The following is a 17,205-nucleotide window of genomic DNA, read 5'->3' as shown; positions in this document are numbered from 1 at the left end:
TTTTTTTAGCGCTAGAGTGCCACTGCTTATCGCAGGTAAACTGGCAGATATCCGTTATTTAATCTCAACATAGTCATGGCGCGACGATATGGAACTTAAAGCGACATCGCTGGGGAAACACCTGGCTCAGCATCCTTACAACCGTGTGCGGTTGCTGCACGCCGGTGTTGAGGTGAGCGGTGAGAAACATGAATATCTTATTTCTTTCAATCAGTTGATTTATGTCAGGTGTAAGCGAGGCATCGTCTGGGGTGAGCTGGAGTTTGAGCTACCGGATGAAAAAGTGGTGCGCCTGCACGGTACCGAATGGCAGGAAACTCAGCGCTTCTATCATCATCTCCAGCAGGCCTGGCAACAGTGGAGCGCCGAGATGAGCGAAGTCAGCGCCGGCGTGTTGCACCAGCAGGTTGAACATATTCAGCGCGTTGAACAGCAGGACAAGTGGTTTAAAAAATCCGAGCTGGGTAAATTGCAGCAACAAATACGCGAGTCTTTCGGCGCATTACCGATGCCGGTGGCGCGGTTGGATCAATTCGACAATTGCCGGGATGATTATCAGCTTTGTCAGCAATGGCTACAGCAGGGGTTACGCAGCGTAGGGCTGCGTAACCAGCAGTGGACTGAACGTATGCTGGAGACCTACCACGATTTCTTCCAGAACATCGAAACCTCACCGCTGAACGACTCGCAAAGCCGCGCAGTGGTCAATGGTGAAGACTCGGTGCTGGTGCTGGCCGGGGCCGGCAGCGGTAAAACCTCGGTACTGGTGGCGCGAGCCGGCTGGCTGCTGCGCCGTCAGGAGGCTGAACCCGGGCAAATACTGTTGCTGGCTTTTGGTCGTCAAGCGGCGGAAGAGATGAACGAGCGCATTCAGGAGCGTTTGGGCAACGTGGCGATTCAGGCCAAAACCTTCCACGCGCTGGCGCTGCAGATTATCCAGCAGGGTAACCGTAAAGTGCCGGCGATCAGTAAGCTGGAAACGGACAGCAAGGCTCGACGAGCTTTGTTGATAGCGCATTGGCAGCAGCAGTGTGCAGAGAAAAAAGCTCAGGCCAAAGGGTGGCGGCAATGGCTGACTGAAGAGCTGGAATGGGAAGTGCCGGAAGGCGACTTTTGGCAAGACAAACGCCTGGCTGAACGGCTGGCGGGTCGGCTCGAACGCTGGCTGGGACTGATGCGGATGCACGGCGGTAGCCAGGCGGAAATGATCGAACAGGCGGATGAAGAGATCCGTGACCTGTTTTCAAAACGTATCCGGCTGATGGCGCCCTTGCTCAAAGCCTGGAAAGGTGCGCTGAAAGAGGAAGGGGCTGTAGATTTCTCCGGCCTGATCCATCAGGCGGTCAATATTCTGGAGAAAGGGCGCTTTGTCAGTCCATGGAAGCACATCCTGGTGGATGAGTTTCAGGATATCTCACCGCAGCGTGCGCAATTGCTGGCAGCACTGCGTAAACAGAACAAGCAAACTTGTCTGTTTGCGGTAGGTGATGACTGGCAGGCTATTTACCGCTTCAGCGGGGCCGAACTGACGCTAACCACGGCGTTTGCCGATAACTTTGGCGAAGGTGCTCAGTGCGCGCTTGATACGACTTACCGTTTCAATGAGCGCATCGGTGAGGTAGCGAACCGCTTTGTGCAGCAGAACCCGCACCAGTTGAAAAAGCCGTTGAACAGCCTGAGTAAAGGCAATAAGAAATCGGTAGTTCTGTTGCCGCATGAACAGCTTGAAAACTTGTTGGATAAGCTGAGCGGTTATGCCAAGCCGGAAGAAAGGATCCTGGTACTGGCGCGTTACCATCATCTGAAGCCGCAGGTATTGTCAAAAGCGGCGACCCGCTGGCCTAAATTGACCATTGAGTTTATGACCATCCACGCCAGCAAAGGGCAGCAGGCTGAGTATGTGATTATCGCTGGTTTGCATGAAGGCAACGATGGCTTCCCAGCGGTTGCGCGTGAGTCGATATTGGAAGATGTGCTGTTGCCGCAACCGGAAGACTTCCCGGATGCAGAGGAGCGGCGGTTACTGTATGTAGCGCTGACTCGCGCCAAACATCAGGTATGGCTATTACAGGATCGCGATCGTCCGTCGGTGTTCGTAGAACAACTGCAGGGTCTTGGCGTATCGTCGCAGAAGAAGCCCTAAGCTTTAGGCCTGGTGGCAACCAGGCCTAAAGGGTTATTTCAGGCGATCTTGCAAATAGCGTTGGTAGTCAGGGATGGCGATTTCTACTTCACTTTTGAACAGTGAAGAGTCAATCAGGAAATCTGCGGTTGAGCGGTTGGTGGCGACGGGGATATTCCACACGGTCGCCAGGCGCAGCAGGGCTTTCACATCCGGATCGTGGGGGACTGCGTTCAAGGGATCCCAGAAGAAGATCAGCATATCGATTTTGCCTTCGGCAATCAGTGCGCCAACCTGCTGGTCGCCCCCCATCGGCCCACTCAGCATACTGTGTACCGGAATGCCGCTGGCCTGTTGCACCAGGTTGCCGGTGGTGCCGGTGGCGTACAGTTGGTGCTGTTCCAGCACGGCCTTATTGTCTTCAACCCATGCCAGCAGAGCTTGTTTACGGTGATCGTGTGCCACCAGCGCAATGTGTTTGCGCGCGGCGATAGTGCGGGTGGTAAATTCCATCTGGATTTCCTTCGCTAATCGGGTGATGTGCGACAGATTACTGAAACTGTTTTTCACTGCCTAGCGTTTACACCTGAAAATGCGAAGAAAGCGCGCCTTTAAATAAAGGCGTCAGCAATCTTACTTAGTGCGCTGCCTGCTTATTGGCCCAATGGAGAAAACGTTTTTGCGTTTCTTTGTCCGCCTGCTGGTACCAGTATTGCAGCATCTGTTCGGAAACGTTTTCACCTTTCAGCGTTACCGTGGGGGAGTTTAACGCTGCGCTGCCCAGTGGCGAGGAGGGGGTAGCAGCACGAACGTGGGTGAAAGCCGCTACGGAAGCGGGGCGTTTCTGACTGTTGTAATCCGCCATCACCTTTTCCAGGTCGACGCTGAGCGTGACGCCATCGGGGTGCAATACATCGTGTTTCATTACCAGCGCGTTGCCATTTTTATCAATCACCTGATAATTTAGCGTTCTATCAAATCGTTGACCGTCCCGAACATTTTCAATGCGCGGCAGCTCAATGGCGACGGAACTGACATTCTGCGTATTGAAGGTGGCGATCAGCGGTGGTGAAGTATAGGCCGTTTGATCGTTTTGCCCCGAGCGTACAGATTTGACCACTTTAAACAGCAACTGATGTTGCCCGCCATCCAGCTCCAGGCTGTCGGCGCCTTTTAACAACGATCCTGTCATTTTCTTGCCGTCGACCACCAGCAGGTCGATGTCAGGGGAGAGTTTCAGGGTCGTAGCCACGGCAGGCATGCTGATACTGATGCTGAGCAGCCCCGCAACCATCAGACCAAATTTCATTGTTATCTCCTTATAAGTAGCATCGCTATCAGTGTTGGACACGGCACAGGTTGTGTCAAAGTTTTTCAGCATCGTGGTTTAAGTTACAAATGTACACATTTATATTCATTTTGACATTATTTTGGCCAGCAAATGCTGGCAGTGACAGCATCAGACCGCAAAAGTCGCCGGGAGTTTCCGTAACCCTGCGTTTAGCCGATTTAAGGTCAATGGGTTACACTCGAAACAGGGAAATTCCCCGTCGAAAATTGGGAGCGGAAAATGCAAGACAACGACATTGCCAGCCTGCTGCAGCAGGTAAAAACCATTGCGCTGGTGGGTGCCAGTGACAATCCGGCGCGGCCCAGTTTTGGTGTGATGGCCTATCTGCTTGCGCAGGGATATCAGGTTACGCCGGTCAGCCCAAAACTGGCCGGGCAAACGCTGCTCGGTCAACAGGCCTATGCCACGTTGAAAGATATCCCGCACCCGGTGGACATGGTTGACGTGTTCCGCAATTCAGAAGCGGCATACGCGGTAGCACAAGAGGCGATTGCGATAGGGGCCAAGGCACTGTGGCTGCAAATCGGCGTTATTAATGAACAGGCCGCGGCATTAGCCAGTGAGGCGGGGTTAAAGGTGGTGATGGATCGCTGCCCTAAAATCGAAATCCCGCGTCTGGGGCTGGAGCGCTGAAAAATAAAAGGCCTGGCATAGTGCCAGGCCCTTATAGGGTGTTTCTCAGGCCTGGCGCATCAGTTGCGCAGGCGCGGGGCTTGTAGCTGGTGACGGATAGATTCCGCCAATTCGTCCAGCGATGGTTGTTCAGGATGGGCGTCCTGGGCTTCCCCATCTAACTGTGCTTCCGCCAGGTAGGTATGCACCGGTTGACCTTCTTCGTCTTCCATCACCACGTGGTACCAAGGAGCGAACCGTAAATCGGTATTCGCCGCTATTTCATCAGCTTTAGGCTGTTCCATAGAGTATTCAGGGTCGATATCAATCACCACCCCCAAATACCCCAGCAGCTTATGCCGAACCTGTTGTCCGATACCGAATTTGCTGGCAATCATGATGACCTCCTGAGAAACAGTGCCTTGCTCTCTATATGAGGGCAAAACAGCGTATTTCAAGTTACATCACCCGACACGCAAACCCTTTCAAATACAGCCCTTCAGGATAAGTCGCGATAACCGGGTGATCGGCAGCCTGACGATACTGCTCTATAAATTGTACATCACGCCCGGCGTCTACAGCGGCATCGGCTAAAATTTTCTGGAATAAATCGGTTGGCATCAGACCGGAACAAGAGAAGCTGAGCAAAATACCGCCCGGGTTCAGCAATTGCAGCGCCAACATGTTGATATCTTTGTAGCCGCGGCAAGCACCGGCCAGTTGGTTCTTGTTTTCGACGAACTTCGGCGGATCCATAATGATCAGGTCGAATTTCTCACCCTGAGTACGGTAGGCGCGCAGCAGTTGGAACACGTCATCACGCACAAATTCGGCTTTGCTCAGATCTAACTTGTTCAGCTCGACGTTCTGTTTGGCGATATCCAATGCGGCTTGCGACGTATCAACGCTGATCACCTGCGTACAACCACCCATCAGGGCTGACACGGCGAAGGCACCGGTATAAGAGAAGCAGTTCAGCACGCGGCGGCCGGCGGAGTAATTACGTGCCGCCAGACGGCTGTCGCGCTGGTCAAGGTAAAAACCGGTCTTGTGGCCTTGCTGAATATCCACCAGCAGCTTCATGCCATGTTCGGTAATCGGCAGCAGAGCAGGGGGCAGATCGCCCAGCACCTGGCCCTGCGCTAACGGTAAACCTTCTTTTTTACGCACTGCTACGTCTGAACGATCGTAGATGGCACATTCCGGGTAACAATGCTGCAAAGCGGTAATCAACGCGGCACGCTGATATTCAGCCCCGGCGGACAGCAACTGCAACACCAGGAAGTTCTGGAAGCGATCGATAGTGATACCCGGCATACCGTCGGATTCGCCGGCAATCAGGCGGTAACTGTCCAGTCCATCACGTTTGGCAACCCAATCACGCCAGGTTTGCGCCTGTTGTAAACGGCGGATGAAGAATTCGATGTTAATCTCTTCTTCTTGCTGGAAAGTCCAGACGCGGGCGCGGATTTGCGACTCCGGCGAGTAGGCACCGCGTGCCAGCCATTTGCCCTGGGCGTCGTGAATATCGATGGTTTCGCCGGAAAGGGCTTTACCTTCAATTCGTTGAACAGCGCCGGAAAATACCCATGGGTGGCGACGGAGTAAGGACTTTTCACGTCCTTTGGCGAGATACAGGCGTACGGTCATAATTAAGAATGCTGCCAGCTAGATAAAAAGAGTGACATCGCCGTGCAAACGCACAGGCAATACCATAAATGTAAGTCGATAAGGGGGCGATTATGACACAAGTTTGCATTGCTGCGTATGTCTATGGCGTAGTGCAAGGGGTAGGGTTTCGCTATAACACCCAGCATCATGCGACGGCGTTGGGATTGAGCGGATACGCGCGCAATCTTGATGACGGCAGTGTTGAAGTGGTGGCCTGCGGCGAACAACCTCAGGTGGATAAGCTGGTGGAATGGCTGAAAAATGGCGGCCCGCGCAGCGCACGTGTTGATCGCGTGCTGGTGGAACCGCGAGGCACCGCCGATTATCAAGGCTTCAGCATTCGCTATTAGCCGGGTGTCAGATGCATTTTACCGGTTTCGGCAGGCCGGCAATTTTGGTCGCCTGCTTGGCGGGGCCTTTGGGGAACAGGCGGTAGAGATAACGGCTGTTGCCTTTCTCCTCACCGTATTTCTGCGCCATGGCTTTGACCAGCATGCGGATCGCCGGTGAAGTATTAAATTCCAGGTAAAAGCTGCGGACGAAACGCACCACTTCCCAATGTGCCTCGGTCAGTATTATCTCTTCCTGTGCGGCCAGCAGCGGCGCCAGGGCCTCATGCCAGTCCGCGCTGTTTTTCAGGTAACCCTGTGCGTCGGTTTCAATAACCTGACCTTCATACTCCAACATACTGCCTCGGTAACGGGTAATTCAGAACGGCCGCCAGTTTAGCAAACTTTTGTCGCTGCAAAAAATAAAGCCCCGCCGGAGCGGGGCTTTGGGTATTTCTCAGACGTTGAATCAGTTGCTGCGCGCGAAGCCCAGAATGCTCAACAGGCTGATGAACATGTTGTACAGCGACACGTACAGACTGACGGTGGCGCGAATGTAGTTAGTTTCGCCGCCGTGGATAATGTTGCTGGTTTCCCACAGGATGGCACCGGCGGAGAACAGGATAAACAGCGCGCTAATGGCCAGATGCAGGGCAGGGATCTGCAGGAACAGGTTGGCGATGACGGCAACCAGCAGCACCACAAAACCGGCCATCATCATCCCGGACAGGAACGACATATCCTTGCGCGTGGTCAGCACGTAGGCCGAACAGCAGAAGAACACCACCGCGGTGCCACCCAGTGCCAGCATGATCAGGTCACCGGCTCCGGTATTAATGAACGAACTGAGGATCGGCCCCAGGGCGTAACCCATAAAACCGGTCAGCGCGAAAGCTGCCAGAATGCCCGCAGGGCTGTTCGCCAGCTTATGGGTCAGGAACATCAGCCCATAGAAACCGACCAGCATCAGCAACAGGCCCGGTGCCGGCAGCCCCAGCATGGTGCTGGCCGTTGCGGTGAGCGCAGAAAAAGCCAGCGTCAGCGAAAGCAGGAAATAGGTGTTACGCAGAACCTTATGTGTACTCAGTAGCGAGTCACGCGAGGAGGATGAGACGACAATACGGTCCATAATGATCTCTCTTATCAGGTCATCACAAAATTAGTGACGATGATAGGCAGCGCAAGCGTTTGATTAAAGTTTGTTTACCAATCTTTACCCTTAGTCATCATTGCTGCAACATTGAACCGGCGCTGGTGGTTTCTTCAACGCTTGCGCGCCAGTTGCTGTTTTTTCGCTCGGTTGAACGGTAATAGGCTTTACAAGCGGATCAGCTGTGTTTATAGTTCGGCTCGTTGCGGAGGGGTGGCCGAGTGGCTGAAGGCAACGGTCTTGAAAACCGTCGACGGGAAACCGTTCCAGAGTTCGAATCTCTGCTCCTCCGCCATAAATTATGACCCCGTGCTCTTAGAGCGCGGGGTTTTTTTATGCCTATAAAATGACTCGCCGTGCTTATGGCATAAAAAAACCGCCCCGGATGGGGCGGCTGAATAGAAGAGTAGTGCGGGGAACTAGCGAACCAAATGCAGGAAGTGCAGGTGTTTCTCGTATTGGTCGAGAATGTCGTGAATAATCTGTTCTTGCGTCCAGCCCATCACATCGTAATCCTGGCCCCCTTCCTTCAGGTGGACTTCACCCCGGTAGTACTTATGTTCCTCATCACGCTCTTCGTCTTTCAACCCGGCAAGGGCAAAGGCCGGCTGAATGTAAGCCCGCAGGCGCACCTCATAGACAAAGTTCAGGTCTTCACCCAAATCGACTTCGAAACGGATGCGATCGTCCTGTGAATCATCAATCGAGGACGTGGTGTTTTGCTTGGCTAATTCTGCTTCTACCAGCGTCATAGCCGGTTGAACCACTTCACCGACAAACCGTTTTACCTGAGAACGTTTCGGGAAGTAGGCGATATTACGTAAGCGCCTTTGCCATGAGATCGGATTGCGTGCGGCAGTCGGTGCAATGGTGGTCATCACCTGGCTGTCGCGCTTATAGGCGTCGATACGCAAGGCCTTTAATAGCCCGTAGATCGACACCAGCAGGATCATCGAGAACGGCAGGGCACTGGCGATGGTCACGGTTTGCAACGCGCTTAGCCCACCGGCGAGCAACAGGGCAATGGCGACCAGACCCATCATGCCGGCCCAGAAAATCCGCTGCCAGACCGGAGTTTGGTCGGTACCACCGGAAGCCAGGGTATCTACCACCATCGCCCCCGAATCCGCCGACGTGACGAAGAATACTACGACCATGGCCATAGCGATAAATGACAAGATATTAGAGAACGGGAAATGTTCCAGGAAGTTGAACAACGCCAGTGCTACGTCATTTTGCACCGTGTCAGCCAGATCGCGCGCCCCTTCGGCCATGATCAGATTAATGGCGCTGTTGCCGAACACGGTCATCCACAGCAGCGTAAAGCCTGCAGGAACGAACAGCACGCCGGTAACGAATTCACGGATGGTACGTCCACGTGAAACGCGGGCGATAAACATGCCGACGAAAGGCGACCAGGACAACCACCAGCCCCAATACAGCAGCGTCCACCCCCCCAGCCAGTTACTGGATTTCGGCTCGTAGGCATACAGGTTAAAAGTCTTGCTGACGATGTCAGAAAGATAACCGCCGGTATTTTCTACAAAGGATTTTAGCAACAGCACGGTTGGGCCGAGCGCAGCCACCAGGACCAGCAGCAGCACCGCCAGGCCGAGGTTCAATTCGGACAGAATGCGGATGCCTTTATCCAACCCGGACACCACTGACAGCGTCGCCAGGCCGGTGATCACCACGATCAGCACTACCTGTACCGTGGCGTTGATCGGCAAGCCAAACAGGTGGTTAAGACCAGCATTAACCTGTAAGACGCCGTAGCCTAATGAGGTGGCGACGCCGAACACGGTACCGATCACTGCAAAAATATCTACCGCGTGGCCAATCGGCCCATAGATGCGATCGCCAATAATTGGATACAGCGCAGAACGCAGCGTCAGCGGCAGGCCGTGACGATAGCTGAAGAAGGCAAGAATCAACGCCACGATGGCATAAATCGCCCAGGCATGCAGGCCCCAGTGGAAGAAGGTTAGGCGCATGGCCTGTTTAGCCGCTTCCACTGTTTCCGGCGTTCCGACAGGGGGAGAAAGGTAATGCATCACCGGTTCGGCGACGCCAAAGAACATCAGACCGATGCCCATCCCGGCGGAAAATAGCATGGCGAACCATGAAACATAACTAAAGTCGGGTTGGGCGTGATCCGGCCCAAGCTTGATATTGCCGTAACGCGACAAACCCAGATAGGTCACGCTCAGCAGGATCAGTGCGACCGCCAGAATGTAAAACCAGCTGGCGTTGGTGAAAATACCCTGTTGCAACGCTTTGAATTTGCGATCGGCTAACTCGGGGTACAGGGCGGCAAAGGCCACCAGGATGATGATTAAAGCGGCAGAGATAAAAAATACCGGAGGATTGATATGGCTACGACGTGCCACAATTTCAGTGTCGTTTTGGCTCATAGAATACCTTCTAGCTAGTCCGTTAGGGAATGGGGGTTAATCCTTTAAAACAGCTCCATAAAAAGTGGGCGAACGGCTGCCCGAGAAATTTAACTCGGCGAGTATAGCGAAAAAACGAGGTAATTGACATTTTTTGGTTAAAACGGCTATTTTAAGTGGTTTTGTTAGATGTTTTCGCTATATGAAAAGAGAGCGCACAGGAAAGACAATTCACTCTTTTCGAAGGGATAAGACAGCATGGCCGAGTAATGCCTGTCTGTACATCAACACCACAGCAGACTGCGGCTATCGGGCGTCAGCGGTAGGAAAGGGGCTTTTAGCGGCGGGGTAGAGCAGATCATGAGAGAAACCCCTATAACAGTGGCTTGAACCAGAGGGATGTGCCGTTGGCGCTTGATTAGAGTCATACAGAGGGTAAAATAGAGCGACGCGTTCGCGCTTAACGCTTTCATGGAGATAGAGATGAGCTGGTATCAAATAGCATTGTGGACCATGATTTTTCTGAAGTCCGGTGCGTTTCTGGTGTTCGTTTGGTGGTGGATGTTCAAACGTGCCACCAAGCCTTACGTTCGCCCGCAAGATGTTATGATTGACGAAACGCCGGATGATGACAATCTGACCATGGAAGAAGTGATGAAAAAACACGGCATCACCCGTGTGGAGAATCAAACTCAATAACCGTGTCCCGTGCCGGAGCCCTCCGGGATGAATGCAGAAGCTATCCCTGTGCGACTTGCGGCCATGCCTGCAGGCCAGGGGTAGCTCCCCAGCCTGCAGTCACAGTATTTAACGCCGTTTTCTCCCCACCAGCCATACCAGAATCAGCAACGCCAGTACCGCAATGCCGATTGCCGGAGCCATATAAGGCTGCAACCGCGCCAGCAGTGGGATCGGGCCTCCTTGGCGCAATACGGCGACGTCCGCGGCGCTGACTTTAACCGCCGGGTTGCCATACTGTTGCAGGACAAAGTTGCTGATAGCGGCGATCTGTTGATCGTTCAGTGGATTCACATACGACTGTGGGCCAAAGTTCGGCATCAGCACGTGTTGACTGCCGACCCTTCGCTCGACGCCAAACAGCATGGCTGAAATCAGGTTAGCCGGGTTGCCGGCACCGGTGGCGGTATTGTTGAACAACGAAGGGTAAGCCTGATTTTTACTGCCGCTGCCGTCCGGCTGATGACAGCTGGCGCAGTTGCCGCTGAACAGTGCGGCGCCGTCGGTCAGGGTGTTATTCGCCGTGGCAGGCTGTAACCCGCGCAACTGGGGCTCAACGCTCGATGGCTTGCCATAGCTGTCGGCAGCCTGGCTGTCGTTGAGGTCGCGGATCGGCGTGGTGCTTTTCAGGTAAACGGCGATGGCCGATAAATCCTCAGCGGAAAAATACTGCAGGCTGTTTTCGATAGCCTCCGCCATGCCGCCCGCCGCCTGATTCTTGCCGGCCACCTGGCCCGTTTTCAGGTACTGGACCAATTGCTGCTGGCTCCAACCGCCGATGCCGCTGATCGGATCTGAAGTGATGTTGGGCGCATACCAACTGCCCACCATACCGCCCGCCAGCGCCTGACTGTCGTCTTCTGCCATCAGCAGATTACGTGGGGTGTGACAGGTGTCGCAGTGCCCCGGACCATTGACCAGATAGGCCCCGCGGTTCCATTGTTCGCTCTTGTTGGCATCGGGCGCAAAGCGGCCGTCTTTCAGGAACAACAGATTCCAGGCGGCCATGCTAAAGCGCAGGTTGAATGGGAATGGCAGGTCGGTCAGCGTATTTTTCTGATCGACCGGTTTCACGCCGTGCATAAAGTAGGCATACAGCGCCTTAATGTCCTCATCGCTCAAGCGGGTGTAAGAGGTATAGGGCATGGCGGGGTAGAGGTGGGTGCCATCGGCGCGAATACCGTCCCTGACCGCACGGGCAAACTGCTGTTCGCTATAACGGCCAATGCCCTCGGCGTTGGACGGGGTGATATTGGTGGCGTAAATCATTCCCATGGGGGAACTGATGCCATAGCCGCCGGCAAACGGCGTGCCGCCTTCCGGTTTGGTATGGCAGGCCTGGCAGTCGGAGGCGATGGCAATCTGTTCGCCTTTTTTAATCAACGCCACGCCGCTCAGGTCAGCTTCGTTTGTCGCCTGCACGGCGCTGCTGCCGAGTAACAGCAGGGATAGCAGTGTCAGTCTAGCCTGTTTTTTCATGACTTCACCGCCAGCTTGCGCGCAATGTCATCGGCGGCCTTGATACCCAATGCCGCCATGGTCAGGGTACTGTTCACCACGCTGGCGGAAGGAATAGCACCGCCGCCCGGCAACCAAAGATTGGCATGGTCATGAGTCCGGCAGTTACCGTCCACCACCGAATCTTCAGGGCTGTGGCCCATGATGGTGCCGCCCATAATATGGTTGTTGGCGTTCAGGCTGGTGGTGATATTAAACTCATCGGCGTCAAACAGCTGACCAATGTGCTCCAGTTGTTTGTGCGCGGCCTCTGCACCTTTACGCACGTAGTCGCCAACGTCGTAGTGGATGTCCGGGCAAGGCAGGCCATGGGCATCTTTACGGGTTTTACTCAGCGTCAGGCGGTTATTCGGGTCTGGTAACGGTTCCAGACTAATGGATAAATCGACGCCATAGGCGGCGCGTCGGCGGATCTCGGCATCTAATTCTTTGCCGACCAACCCTTTTTCCAACGCCTGTTGGGTTGCAGGTACCACCCGGTTGATGTTGTTGAGGATCATTTTATTGGCCGAGTAGTCTTTGCGGAATTCGCCGTCACGTGGGCCAACCAGACAGCTGCTTTGCGCCGGACCACGGCCCAGCCACAGCGGCTCTTTCGCCAGGAAAGTGCAGTGAAAACCTGAATGGTCCATCATGTTGCGGCCCACCTGATCGGAAGCGTTGGCGATGCCGTTTGGATTGCGCTCATTGGCGGCCATCAGCAGCAGGCGCGGGGTTTCTATGCCGTTACAAGCCAGCGCAAAAGCCTTGGCCGTGGCCTGATGGGACTGTTTTTTGCTGTCCAGCCAATGTACCGCAGTCACCTGATTGTGTTCATCGGTGTCGATTTTGTACACCACCGCTTCCGCCAGCACGACCGCGCCTTTCATCTCTGCGCGTTCAACGTGATGAATACCGTTGTACATGGCGCCTATCGGGCAGATGGGCTGACAATTGTTGTTACCACAGCAGGTCGGACGGCCTTTCCACGGATGAGTACTGCGCCCCTGTGGGATCGGAACCGAGCGGTAGCCGTGCGGGTTGACCACTTCGGCAAAGCGGATGTCGCCGTGAGCCCAGGGCACCATATCCATTGGGTAGGGTTTACTGCGCTCAACCGGGGATTGTTGTTGCGGATCGTTAGGGCCGGCCACGCCAATTTCTTCTTCGGCCCGGCAATAGTAGGGCTCCAGCTCGTCGTAGGAAATCGGCCAGTCGCGCCCCACGCCGTACAGGGTTTTCATTTGGAAATCGCTGGGCAGGTGGCGCCAGCAGGATGCGGCCCAGTGCCAGGTGGTGCCACCGACGGTACGCAGATAACCCTGCTTGAAACTGCCGGCGCTGGGGCCACTCAGGGCCACATAGTTGTTTTCCGGGAAATAAAGCGGGGCGGTGGCGAACTCCGATTGCGGATAGAGTCCCTGGTAATCAGAGCCGGCGCGGTTGTCAAAAGGCATATTGCGCCAGTTTTCTACGGCCTGGCCGCGTTCGATGCGCAGGCCTGCCTCCAGCACCAGCACAGAATACCCCTGGTTGACCAATTGATCGGCCATCATGCCGCCGACAATGCCGGAACCCACGATCACAATATCGGCCGAGGCGTTGCCATCGGCGGTAAATACAGGTTTTTTCATTAGAAGGCTCTCAGATCACAGGGAAACATTGACGGCGGGTGGGGCTGCGGTCCACCACAGCGGGCCATTGCCGCAGTAGGTGGGAACGATCAGCGCATCGCTGGCGGGGCGATACATCAACGCGTCTTTGTAGGCAATCAGCTGCGCCGTTTGGCCATGGCCGACGGTGCCGGTATACCAGGCGGTGATAATCGCGGTGACCACTTCCTGCAAGCCAGCCTGGATCGCCTGCTGCTGCAATTGTTGCGCACTTTGGCCTGCTTGTAACAGACCGCCGAGTTGCTCAACCTGTGCGGTGAACTGGGGATTATGGTTATGCAGCGCAGTAAAAATACGCGCCGACATCCCCTGATCGATATCCTGATGTTCGGTCAATGTCTGAGATATTTTGAAGAAGCGGGCAAACTGCAGCGGATTGGCCGAAGGGGTTTGTTGTTCAGCCAGGCTGAGGAAAGGATAACTGAGCAGCGAGCCGGCTAGCAGGGTTGAGGCCAGTCCCAGCAGCACTTCACGTCGACTGAAACCGGTTCCATTTTTGGCTGGTAGCCCACCATCGTCTGATAACAAATTTTCCATGTGTTTTTCTCACAACAGGTGTTAGTGCCGAATAAGGCAAAAAGGAGCGGGTAAAGAGGGATAAAAAATAATCAACAATGAAATAACTCCATTGCTTATGCTTTTGTATCTAATAATTTGGCGGGATATTAACTTGTCGATAACTTTCCAGCAATAAACTTGCTTAGGTACCATGACAAAACAGCACGTAAAGAATAAAAAACCCGCCGCAGCGGGTTTCCGGTTTATGCGTTAGCTCTTGCAACCCATCAATTCCGGCAGCACGCCCGGTTTAGCCTTCAGCGACGCCTGGACGTCCTCTGGCAGGCCCGCCCAGATAATCAACCCGGTGCGTTTCTCGATTTCACTGACCGTTACGCGGTACTGACAGAAATCGGCACTTTTCGGGGTATTTTGATCAAACAGAAACGCCGCATAGTGATTAACTTCCGGGCTGTTGTTAATAAAAATTACCTTCCAGTAAGCGCTGGGAATGGTGTGCGCTTTTTGGGTGCCTGGCAATTTGCCCATATTGCGTTCGTACAGCGGCCCGGTCACGGTATACACCGAACTGATGTCTGCGCGGTCAATCAGTTTGCGTTCCTGATCTTCCAACCGCGCCCAGGAGCCCTGGTTCAGATCGGCCATCTGCGGGGTGATGTTGGAAAGGTAGTTCAATGACTCCCAGTCAGAGACCCCAGCTAGAGAAGCCAGCGGTGCCTGATGGCCACGGTCAACTTTCAGCGACGCATTGGCGCCGGTGTAGTCTGCCGGGATCAGCGTATCTGCCGGGTTCAGTGCCGGGTCGGTCTTCCAGTTACGCGTTTTACCGCTGGCCGGCGTGTCCTTGGTGATGTGATAAGCCACCCAGTTGGCAAACTTGGTGGTGCTATTGTTGTTCAACGTATAAGCGTGGCGCACGATTGACACGTTGCTACTGCCGCCGGTTGGGCAACCGACCGCACAGTTGTCGATAGACTCCAGTGCTTCGGCCGAAGCCTGGGCGGTAAACAGCAGCGTGGCCAGAACTAACGTCTTGTTAAAGCGCATATTCATATCCTCAATAAGTTAAAATAATACTGTATGTATTTACAGTGAAGTCAACTTATCGCAATGAAACGAATACAACAATGCAACACATTCACGTTACGAATGTGTCAGCAGTGGTACAGCAAAGCGGGGTAAAAAGAGTCTGCACTGCGCAAGGGCAGCGAAGGCATTAAAAACGCCAAAAAGCGCGTGAGCATAGGATCAGCATGGGGTAGATCTCAAGACGGCCAAGCAGCATCGCCGAACACATTAGCCATTTGGCCGCATCGCTGAGCGTACCAAAACCGGCGGCGGTTTCACCGAACCCCAGCCCCATATTATTGATACAGGCGGCAACGGTCGCGAAGGAGGTTACCAGGTCATAGCCCATCAGATTCAGCAGCCAAATGAAAAAACAGCTGAAGAAGACGTAGAGAAAGAAGAAGCTCCAGACCGAACGCAACACCCGATCCTGAATCGGCGCATTGCCGACCTTGATGGTGAAAATGGCATTGGGGTGGACCAGTTGGTTGATCTCATGTCGGCTCTGCTTGTACATGATCAGAAAACGCAGTGCCTTGATACCGCCACAGGTTGAACCGACGCAGCCACCGAAAAAGCTCGCTGCCAACAGCAACATAATGGTGTGGGAGGGCATTTTTGCATAGTCAGCGGTGGCCAGCCCGTTATCGGTCATCATCGAACTGGTGAGGAAAAAACCGTGTACGAAGGAGTCTTTGGCACCGTACATGCCTGAGCGGTACAGCTCGAAGCAGACAATGGCCACGATAATCGACAGTACCAACAGGAAAAAGCGCAGTTCCGGGTTTCTATACAGCGGCTTCAGGCTGCGGCGGCCCACGGCGACGAAATACAGGGTGAAATTCACCGCGGCCAGAATCGAAAAGATCCCGCCGACCATTTCCACCGCCGAGCTATCGTAAAAGCCCAGGCTCTCATTGCGGGTGGAAAAACCCCCGAGCGAAACGGTGGAGATCCCATGGCAGAGTGCATCAAACCACGGCATGCCCGCAATACGGAACGCCACCGTACAGGCCAACCCCAGGCCAAGATAAATCAGCCACAGGTTTTTCGAGGTGTCGGCCAGCCGCGGAGTCAGACGTTCTTCTTTGAACGGCCCGGGCATTTCCGACTGATAAAGCTTGGCACCACCAATGCCCAGCAGCGGCAGCACCGCGACCGCCAACACAATGACGCCGAGGCCGCCGATAAAATTGAGCTGGGAGCGGTAGTAGAGGACAGATTTGGGTAGGCCGGAGACATCGTTGAGTACCGAAGCGCCGGTGGTGGTAATGCCGGAAACGCCTTCGAACATGGCATCGGTCAGGCTGATATTGAGCGTGTCATCCATCCACAACGGCAGGGCGCTGACCATAGAAAACAGCAGCCAGAACAACACAATAATCAGAAAGCCGTCCTGCGTGCGTAGCTGCACCTTGGACTGCCGCGTGCTGAACCAACCCAGCCCGCCGAGAGAACCGGCAATCACCAGCGTATAGAAGAAGGAGAAAACGCTTTTTTCTTTATACAACAACGCCACCAACAGAGGGGGGATCATTGACAGGCTGTAAAGGAAAACTAAAAAACTGCAAAGATGAATAACGACCAGGATCTGTTTATTCTTGACCATACTTGCGCCCGAGTTGCCAGTCGGCAATGAGTCAATTTATTCTTTAAGTATATAAAGAATAAGGCAGACGATATAAAAAAAACGTAAAAATTCATATCGTCTGCGAAGGTTGGCACGTTTTTTAACCTTGGTGGTGATTATTCCAACAGATTGTTTACGGTGCGACGCACGTATTGCGTCATCTGTGCCAGATCCTCGGGTGACACGGGGCCGCCACCTGCATGGACGACCTGCTGTTCAATCTGGGCAATTTCCTGCTCGACCTTATTGGCAATCTGCACCTTGACGATTTTATCCACCGACGAGAGCAGAACCTTCAACACCACTTTCAGCGCCACATTCTCGCAGAACGAATCGTAGTGATGGACCGCCGGCGGTGCCGCGGGTGGCTCGGGTGCGCGCGGGGCCATAGCCTTGAAACTGTCTACATTTTCAATAATAAGATCCAGGTCTCTTATTAGTTCATCAAAATC

The 17,205-nt window shown here is 54.1% G+C and carries 17 protein-coding genes and 1 tRNA gene; 5 read left to right on the top strand and 13 right to left on the bottom strand.

Annotation, left to right across the window (positions count from 1 at the left end):
* Window positions 1-88: 88 nt before the first annotated feature.
* Window positions 89-2,143, top strand: a complete 2,055-nt coding sequence (gene helD, locus OC597_RS01330; protein ID WP_262207087.1) for a DNA helicase IV — start codon at window positions 89-91, stop codon at window positions 2,141-2,143.
* Window positions 2,144-2,176: 33 nt separating this feature from the next.
* Here helD and OC597_RS01325 read toward each other — a convergent pair whose 3' ends face one another.
* Complete coding sequence (locus tag OC597_RS01325; RefSeq protein ID WP_261284148.1) at window positions 2,177-2,635, bottom strand: methylglyoxal synthase; 459 nt, start codon at window positions 2,633-2,635, stop codon at window positions 2,177-2,179.
* A 124-nt stretch (window positions 2,636-2,759) separates the two neighbouring features.
* Window positions 2,760-3,431, bottom strand: coding sequence for a DUF2057 family protein (locus tag OC597_RS01320; RefSeq protein ID WP_261462256.1), 672 nt, complete (start codon window positions 3,429-3,431; stop codon window positions 2,760-2,762).
* Window positions 3,432-3,692: 261 nt separating this feature from the next.
* Here OC597_RS01320 and OC597_RS01315 point away from each other — a divergent pair, with 261 nt between their 5' ends.
* Window positions 3,693-4,106: a CoA-binding protein gene (locus tag OC597_RS01315; RefSeq protein WP_261284150.1), complete on the top strand. Its 414-nt coding sequence runs from the start codon at window positions 3,693-3,695 to the stop codon at window positions 4,104-4,106.
* A gap of 59 nt (window positions 4,107-4,165) precedes the next feature.
* Here the strand turns inward: OC597_RS01315 and hspQ are convergent, their stop codons facing one another.
* A complete protein-coding gene (gene hspQ / locus OC597_RS01310) occupies window positions 4,166-4,483 on the bottom strand; it encodes a heat shock protein HspQ (RefSeq protein ID WP_020826181.1) in 318 nt (105 codons plus the stop codon).
* 61 nt (window positions 4,484-4,544) lie between these two features.
* Entirely contained in the window at window positions 4,545-5,735 is a 1,191-nt protein-coding gene (gene rlmI, locus OC597_RS01305; RefSeq protein ID WP_099061699.1) for a 23S rRNA (cytosine(1962)-C(5))-methyltransferase RlmI, read from the bottom strand.
* A 92-nt stretch (window positions 5,736-5,827) separates the two neighbouring features.
* Here rlmI and yccX point away from each other — a divergent pair, with 92 nt between their 5' ends.
* Complete coding sequence (yccX, locus tag OC597_RS01300; protein ID WP_085116122.1) at window positions 5,828-6,106, top strand: acylphosphatase; 279 nt, start codon at window positions 5,828-5,830, stop codon at window positions 6,104-6,106.
* Window positions 6,107-6,113: 7 nt separating this feature from the next.
* On the opposite strand, the gene tusE is transcribed toward yccX, so the two are convergent.
* A complete protein-coding gene (gene tusE / locus OC597_RS01295; protein ID WP_112350359.1) occupies window positions 6,114-6,443 on the bottom strand; it encodes a sulfurtransferase TusE in 330 nt (109 codons plus the stop codon).
* A 111-nt stretch (window positions 6,444-6,554) separates the two neighbouring features.
* Window positions 6,555-7,214, bottom strand: coding sequence for an FtsH protease modulator YccA (yccA, locus tag OC597_RS01290; RefSeq protein WP_004942825.1), 660 nt, complete (start codon window positions 7,212-7,214; stop codon window positions 6,555-6,557).
* Between the two features lie 228 nt (window positions 7,215-7,442).
* On the opposite strand from yccA, the gene OC597_RS01285 reads away from it, so the two are divergent.
* Window positions 7,443-7,530, top strand: a tRNA-Ser gene (locus tag OC597_RS01285).
* A gap of 124 nt (window positions 7,531-7,654) precedes the next feature.
* Here the strand turns inward: OC597_RS01285 and OC597_RS01280 are convergent.
* The gene (locus OC597_RS01280; protein ID WP_261253516.1) at window positions 7,655-9,649 is read right to left on the bottom strand and encodes a BCCT family transporter; all 1,995 of its coding nucleotides are present in this window, start codon (window positions 9,647-9,649) and stop codon (window positions 7,655-7,657) included.
* 462 nt (window positions 9,650-10,111) lie between these two features.
* On the opposite strand from OC597_RS01280, the gene OC597_RS01275 reads away from it, so the two are divergent.
* Window positions 10,112-10,327, top strand: coding sequence for a hypothetical protein (locus tag OC597_RS01275; RefSeq protein ID WP_261253517.1), 216 nt, complete (start codon window positions 10,112-10,114; stop codon window positions 10,325-10,327).
* 108 nt (window positions 10,328-10,435) lie between these two features.
* On the opposite strand, the gene OC597_RS01270 is transcribed toward OC597_RS01275, so the two are convergent.
* The 6 genes from OC597_RS01270 to OC597_RS01245 form a co-directional block, all read right to left on the bottom strand.
* Window positions 10,436-11,845: a cytochrome c gene (locus OC597_RS01270; protein WP_261284152.1), complete on the bottom strand. Its 1,410-nt coding sequence runs from the start codon at window positions 11,843-11,845 to the stop codon at window positions 10,436-10,438.
* Window positions 11,842-13,497: a GMC family oxidoreductase gene (locus tag OC597_RS01265; RefSeq protein ID WP_261284153.1), complete on the bottom strand. Its 1,656-nt coding sequence runs from the start codon at window positions 13,495-13,497 to the stop codon at window positions 11,842-11,844. The genes OC597_RS01270 and OC597_RS01265 overlap by 4 nt, the downstream gene beginning before the upstream one ends.
* Window positions 13,498-13,512: 15 nt before the next feature.
* Window positions 13,513-14,073, bottom strand: a complete 561-nt coding sequence (locus OC597_RS01260) for a sorbitol dehydrogenase family protein (protein WP_261284154.1) — start codon at window positions 14,071-14,073, stop codon at window positions 13,513-13,515.
* Between the two features lie 231 nt (window positions 14,074-14,304).
* Entirely contained in the window at window positions 14,305-15,102 is a 798-nt protein-coding gene (locus OC597_RS01255) for a DNA/RNA non-specific endonuclease (protein WP_262207081.1), read from the bottom strand.
* Window positions 15,103-15,271: 169 nt separating this feature from the next.
* Window positions 15,272-16,732 (bottom strand): TrkH family potassium uptake protein, encoded by a 1,461-nt coding sequence (locus OC597_RS01250; RefSeq protein WP_261284156.1) that lies wholly within the window; start codon window positions 16,730-16,732, stop codon window positions 15,272-15,274.
* A gap of 137 nt (window positions 16,733-16,869) precedes the next feature.
* Window positions 16,870-17,181, bottom strand: coding sequence for a hypothetical protein (locus OC597_RS01245; RefSeq protein WP_085116193.1), 312 nt, complete (start codon window positions 17,179-17,181; stop codon window positions 16,870-16,872).
* Window positions 17,182-17,205: the final 24 nt, after the last annotated feature.

The sequence above is a fragment of the Serratia proteamaculans genome (genome assembly GCF_946227095.1).
Classification (GTDB): domain Bacteria; phylum Pseudomonadota; class Gammaproteobacteria; order Enterobacterales; family Enterobacteriaceae; genus Serratia; species Serratia proteamaculans_E.
The sequence above is the reverse complement of the archived record's forward strand: the minus strand, read 5'-3'. Positions and strand labels throughout refer to the sequence as shown.

What these genes read in the sequence shown, in the direction of transcription:
- OC597_RS01280 (WP_261253516.1), bottom strand. Translation starts at nt 9,649, where the DNA reads ATGAGCCAAAACGACACTGAAATTGTGGCACGTCGTAGCCATATCAAT.
- OC597_RS01275 (WP_261253517.1), top strand. Translation starts at nt 10,112, where the DNA reads ATGAGCTGGTATCAAATAGCATTGTGGACCATGATTTTTCTGAAGTCC.
- OC597_RS01315 (WP_261284150.1), top strand. Translation starts at nt 3,693, where the DNA reads ATGCAAGACAACGACATTGCCAGCCTGCTGCAGCAGGTAAAAACCATT.
- helD (WP_262207087.1), top strand. Translation starts at nt 89, where the DNA reads ATGGAACTTAAAGCGACATCGCTGGGGAAACACCTGGCTCAGCATCCT.
- OC597_RS01250 (WP_261284156.1), bottom strand. Translation starts at nt 16,732, where the DNA reads ATGGTCAAGAATAAACAGATCCTGGTCGTTATTCATCTTTGCAGTTTT.
- rlmI (WP_099061699.1), bottom strand. Translation starts at nt 5,735, where the DNA reads ATGACCGTACGCCTGTATCTCGCCAAAGGACGTGAAAAGTCCTTACTC.
- OC597_RS01320 (WP_261462256.1), bottom strand. Translation starts at nt 3,431, where the DNA reads ATGAAATTTGGTCTGATGGTTGCGGGGCTGCTCAGCATCAGTATCAGC.
- tusE (WP_112350359.1), bottom strand. Translation starts at nt 6,443, where the DNA reads ATGTTGGAGTATGAAGGTCAGGTTATTGAAACCGACGCACAGGGTTAC.
- OC597_RS01265 (WP_261284153.1), bottom strand. Translation starts at nt 13,497, where the DNA reads ATGAAAAAACCTGTATTTACCGCCGATGGCAACGCCTCGGCCGATATT.
- OC597_RS01255 (WP_262207081.1), bottom strand. Translation starts at nt 15,102, where the DNA reads ATGCGCTTTAACAAGACGTTAGTTCTGGCCACGCTGCTGTTTACCGCC.
- yccA (WP_004942825.1), bottom strand. Translation starts at nt 7,214, where the DNA reads ATGGACCGTATTGTCGTCTCATCCTCCTCGCGTGACTCGCTACTGAGT.
- OC597_RS01260 (WP_261284154.1), bottom strand. Translation starts at nt 14,073, where the DNA reads ATGGAAAATTTGTTATCAGACGATGGTGGGCTACCAGCCAAAAATGGA.
- yccX (WP_085116122.1), top strand. Translation starts at nt 5,828, where the DNA reads ATGACACAAGTTTGCATTGCTGCGTATGTCTATGGCGTAGTGCAAGGG.
- OC597_RS01270 (WP_261284152.1), bottom strand. Translation starts at nt 11,845, where the DNA reads ATGAAAAAACAGGCTAGACTGACACTGCTATCCCTGCTGTTACTCGGC.
- OC597_RS01325 (WP_261284148.1), bottom strand. Translation starts at nt 2,635, where the DNA reads ATGGAATTTACCACCCGCACTATCGCCGCGCGCAAACACATTGCGCTG.
- hspQ (WP_020826181.1), bottom strand. Translation starts at nt 4,483, where the DNA reads ATGATTGCCAGCAAATTCGGTATCGGACAACAGGTTCGGCATAAGCTG.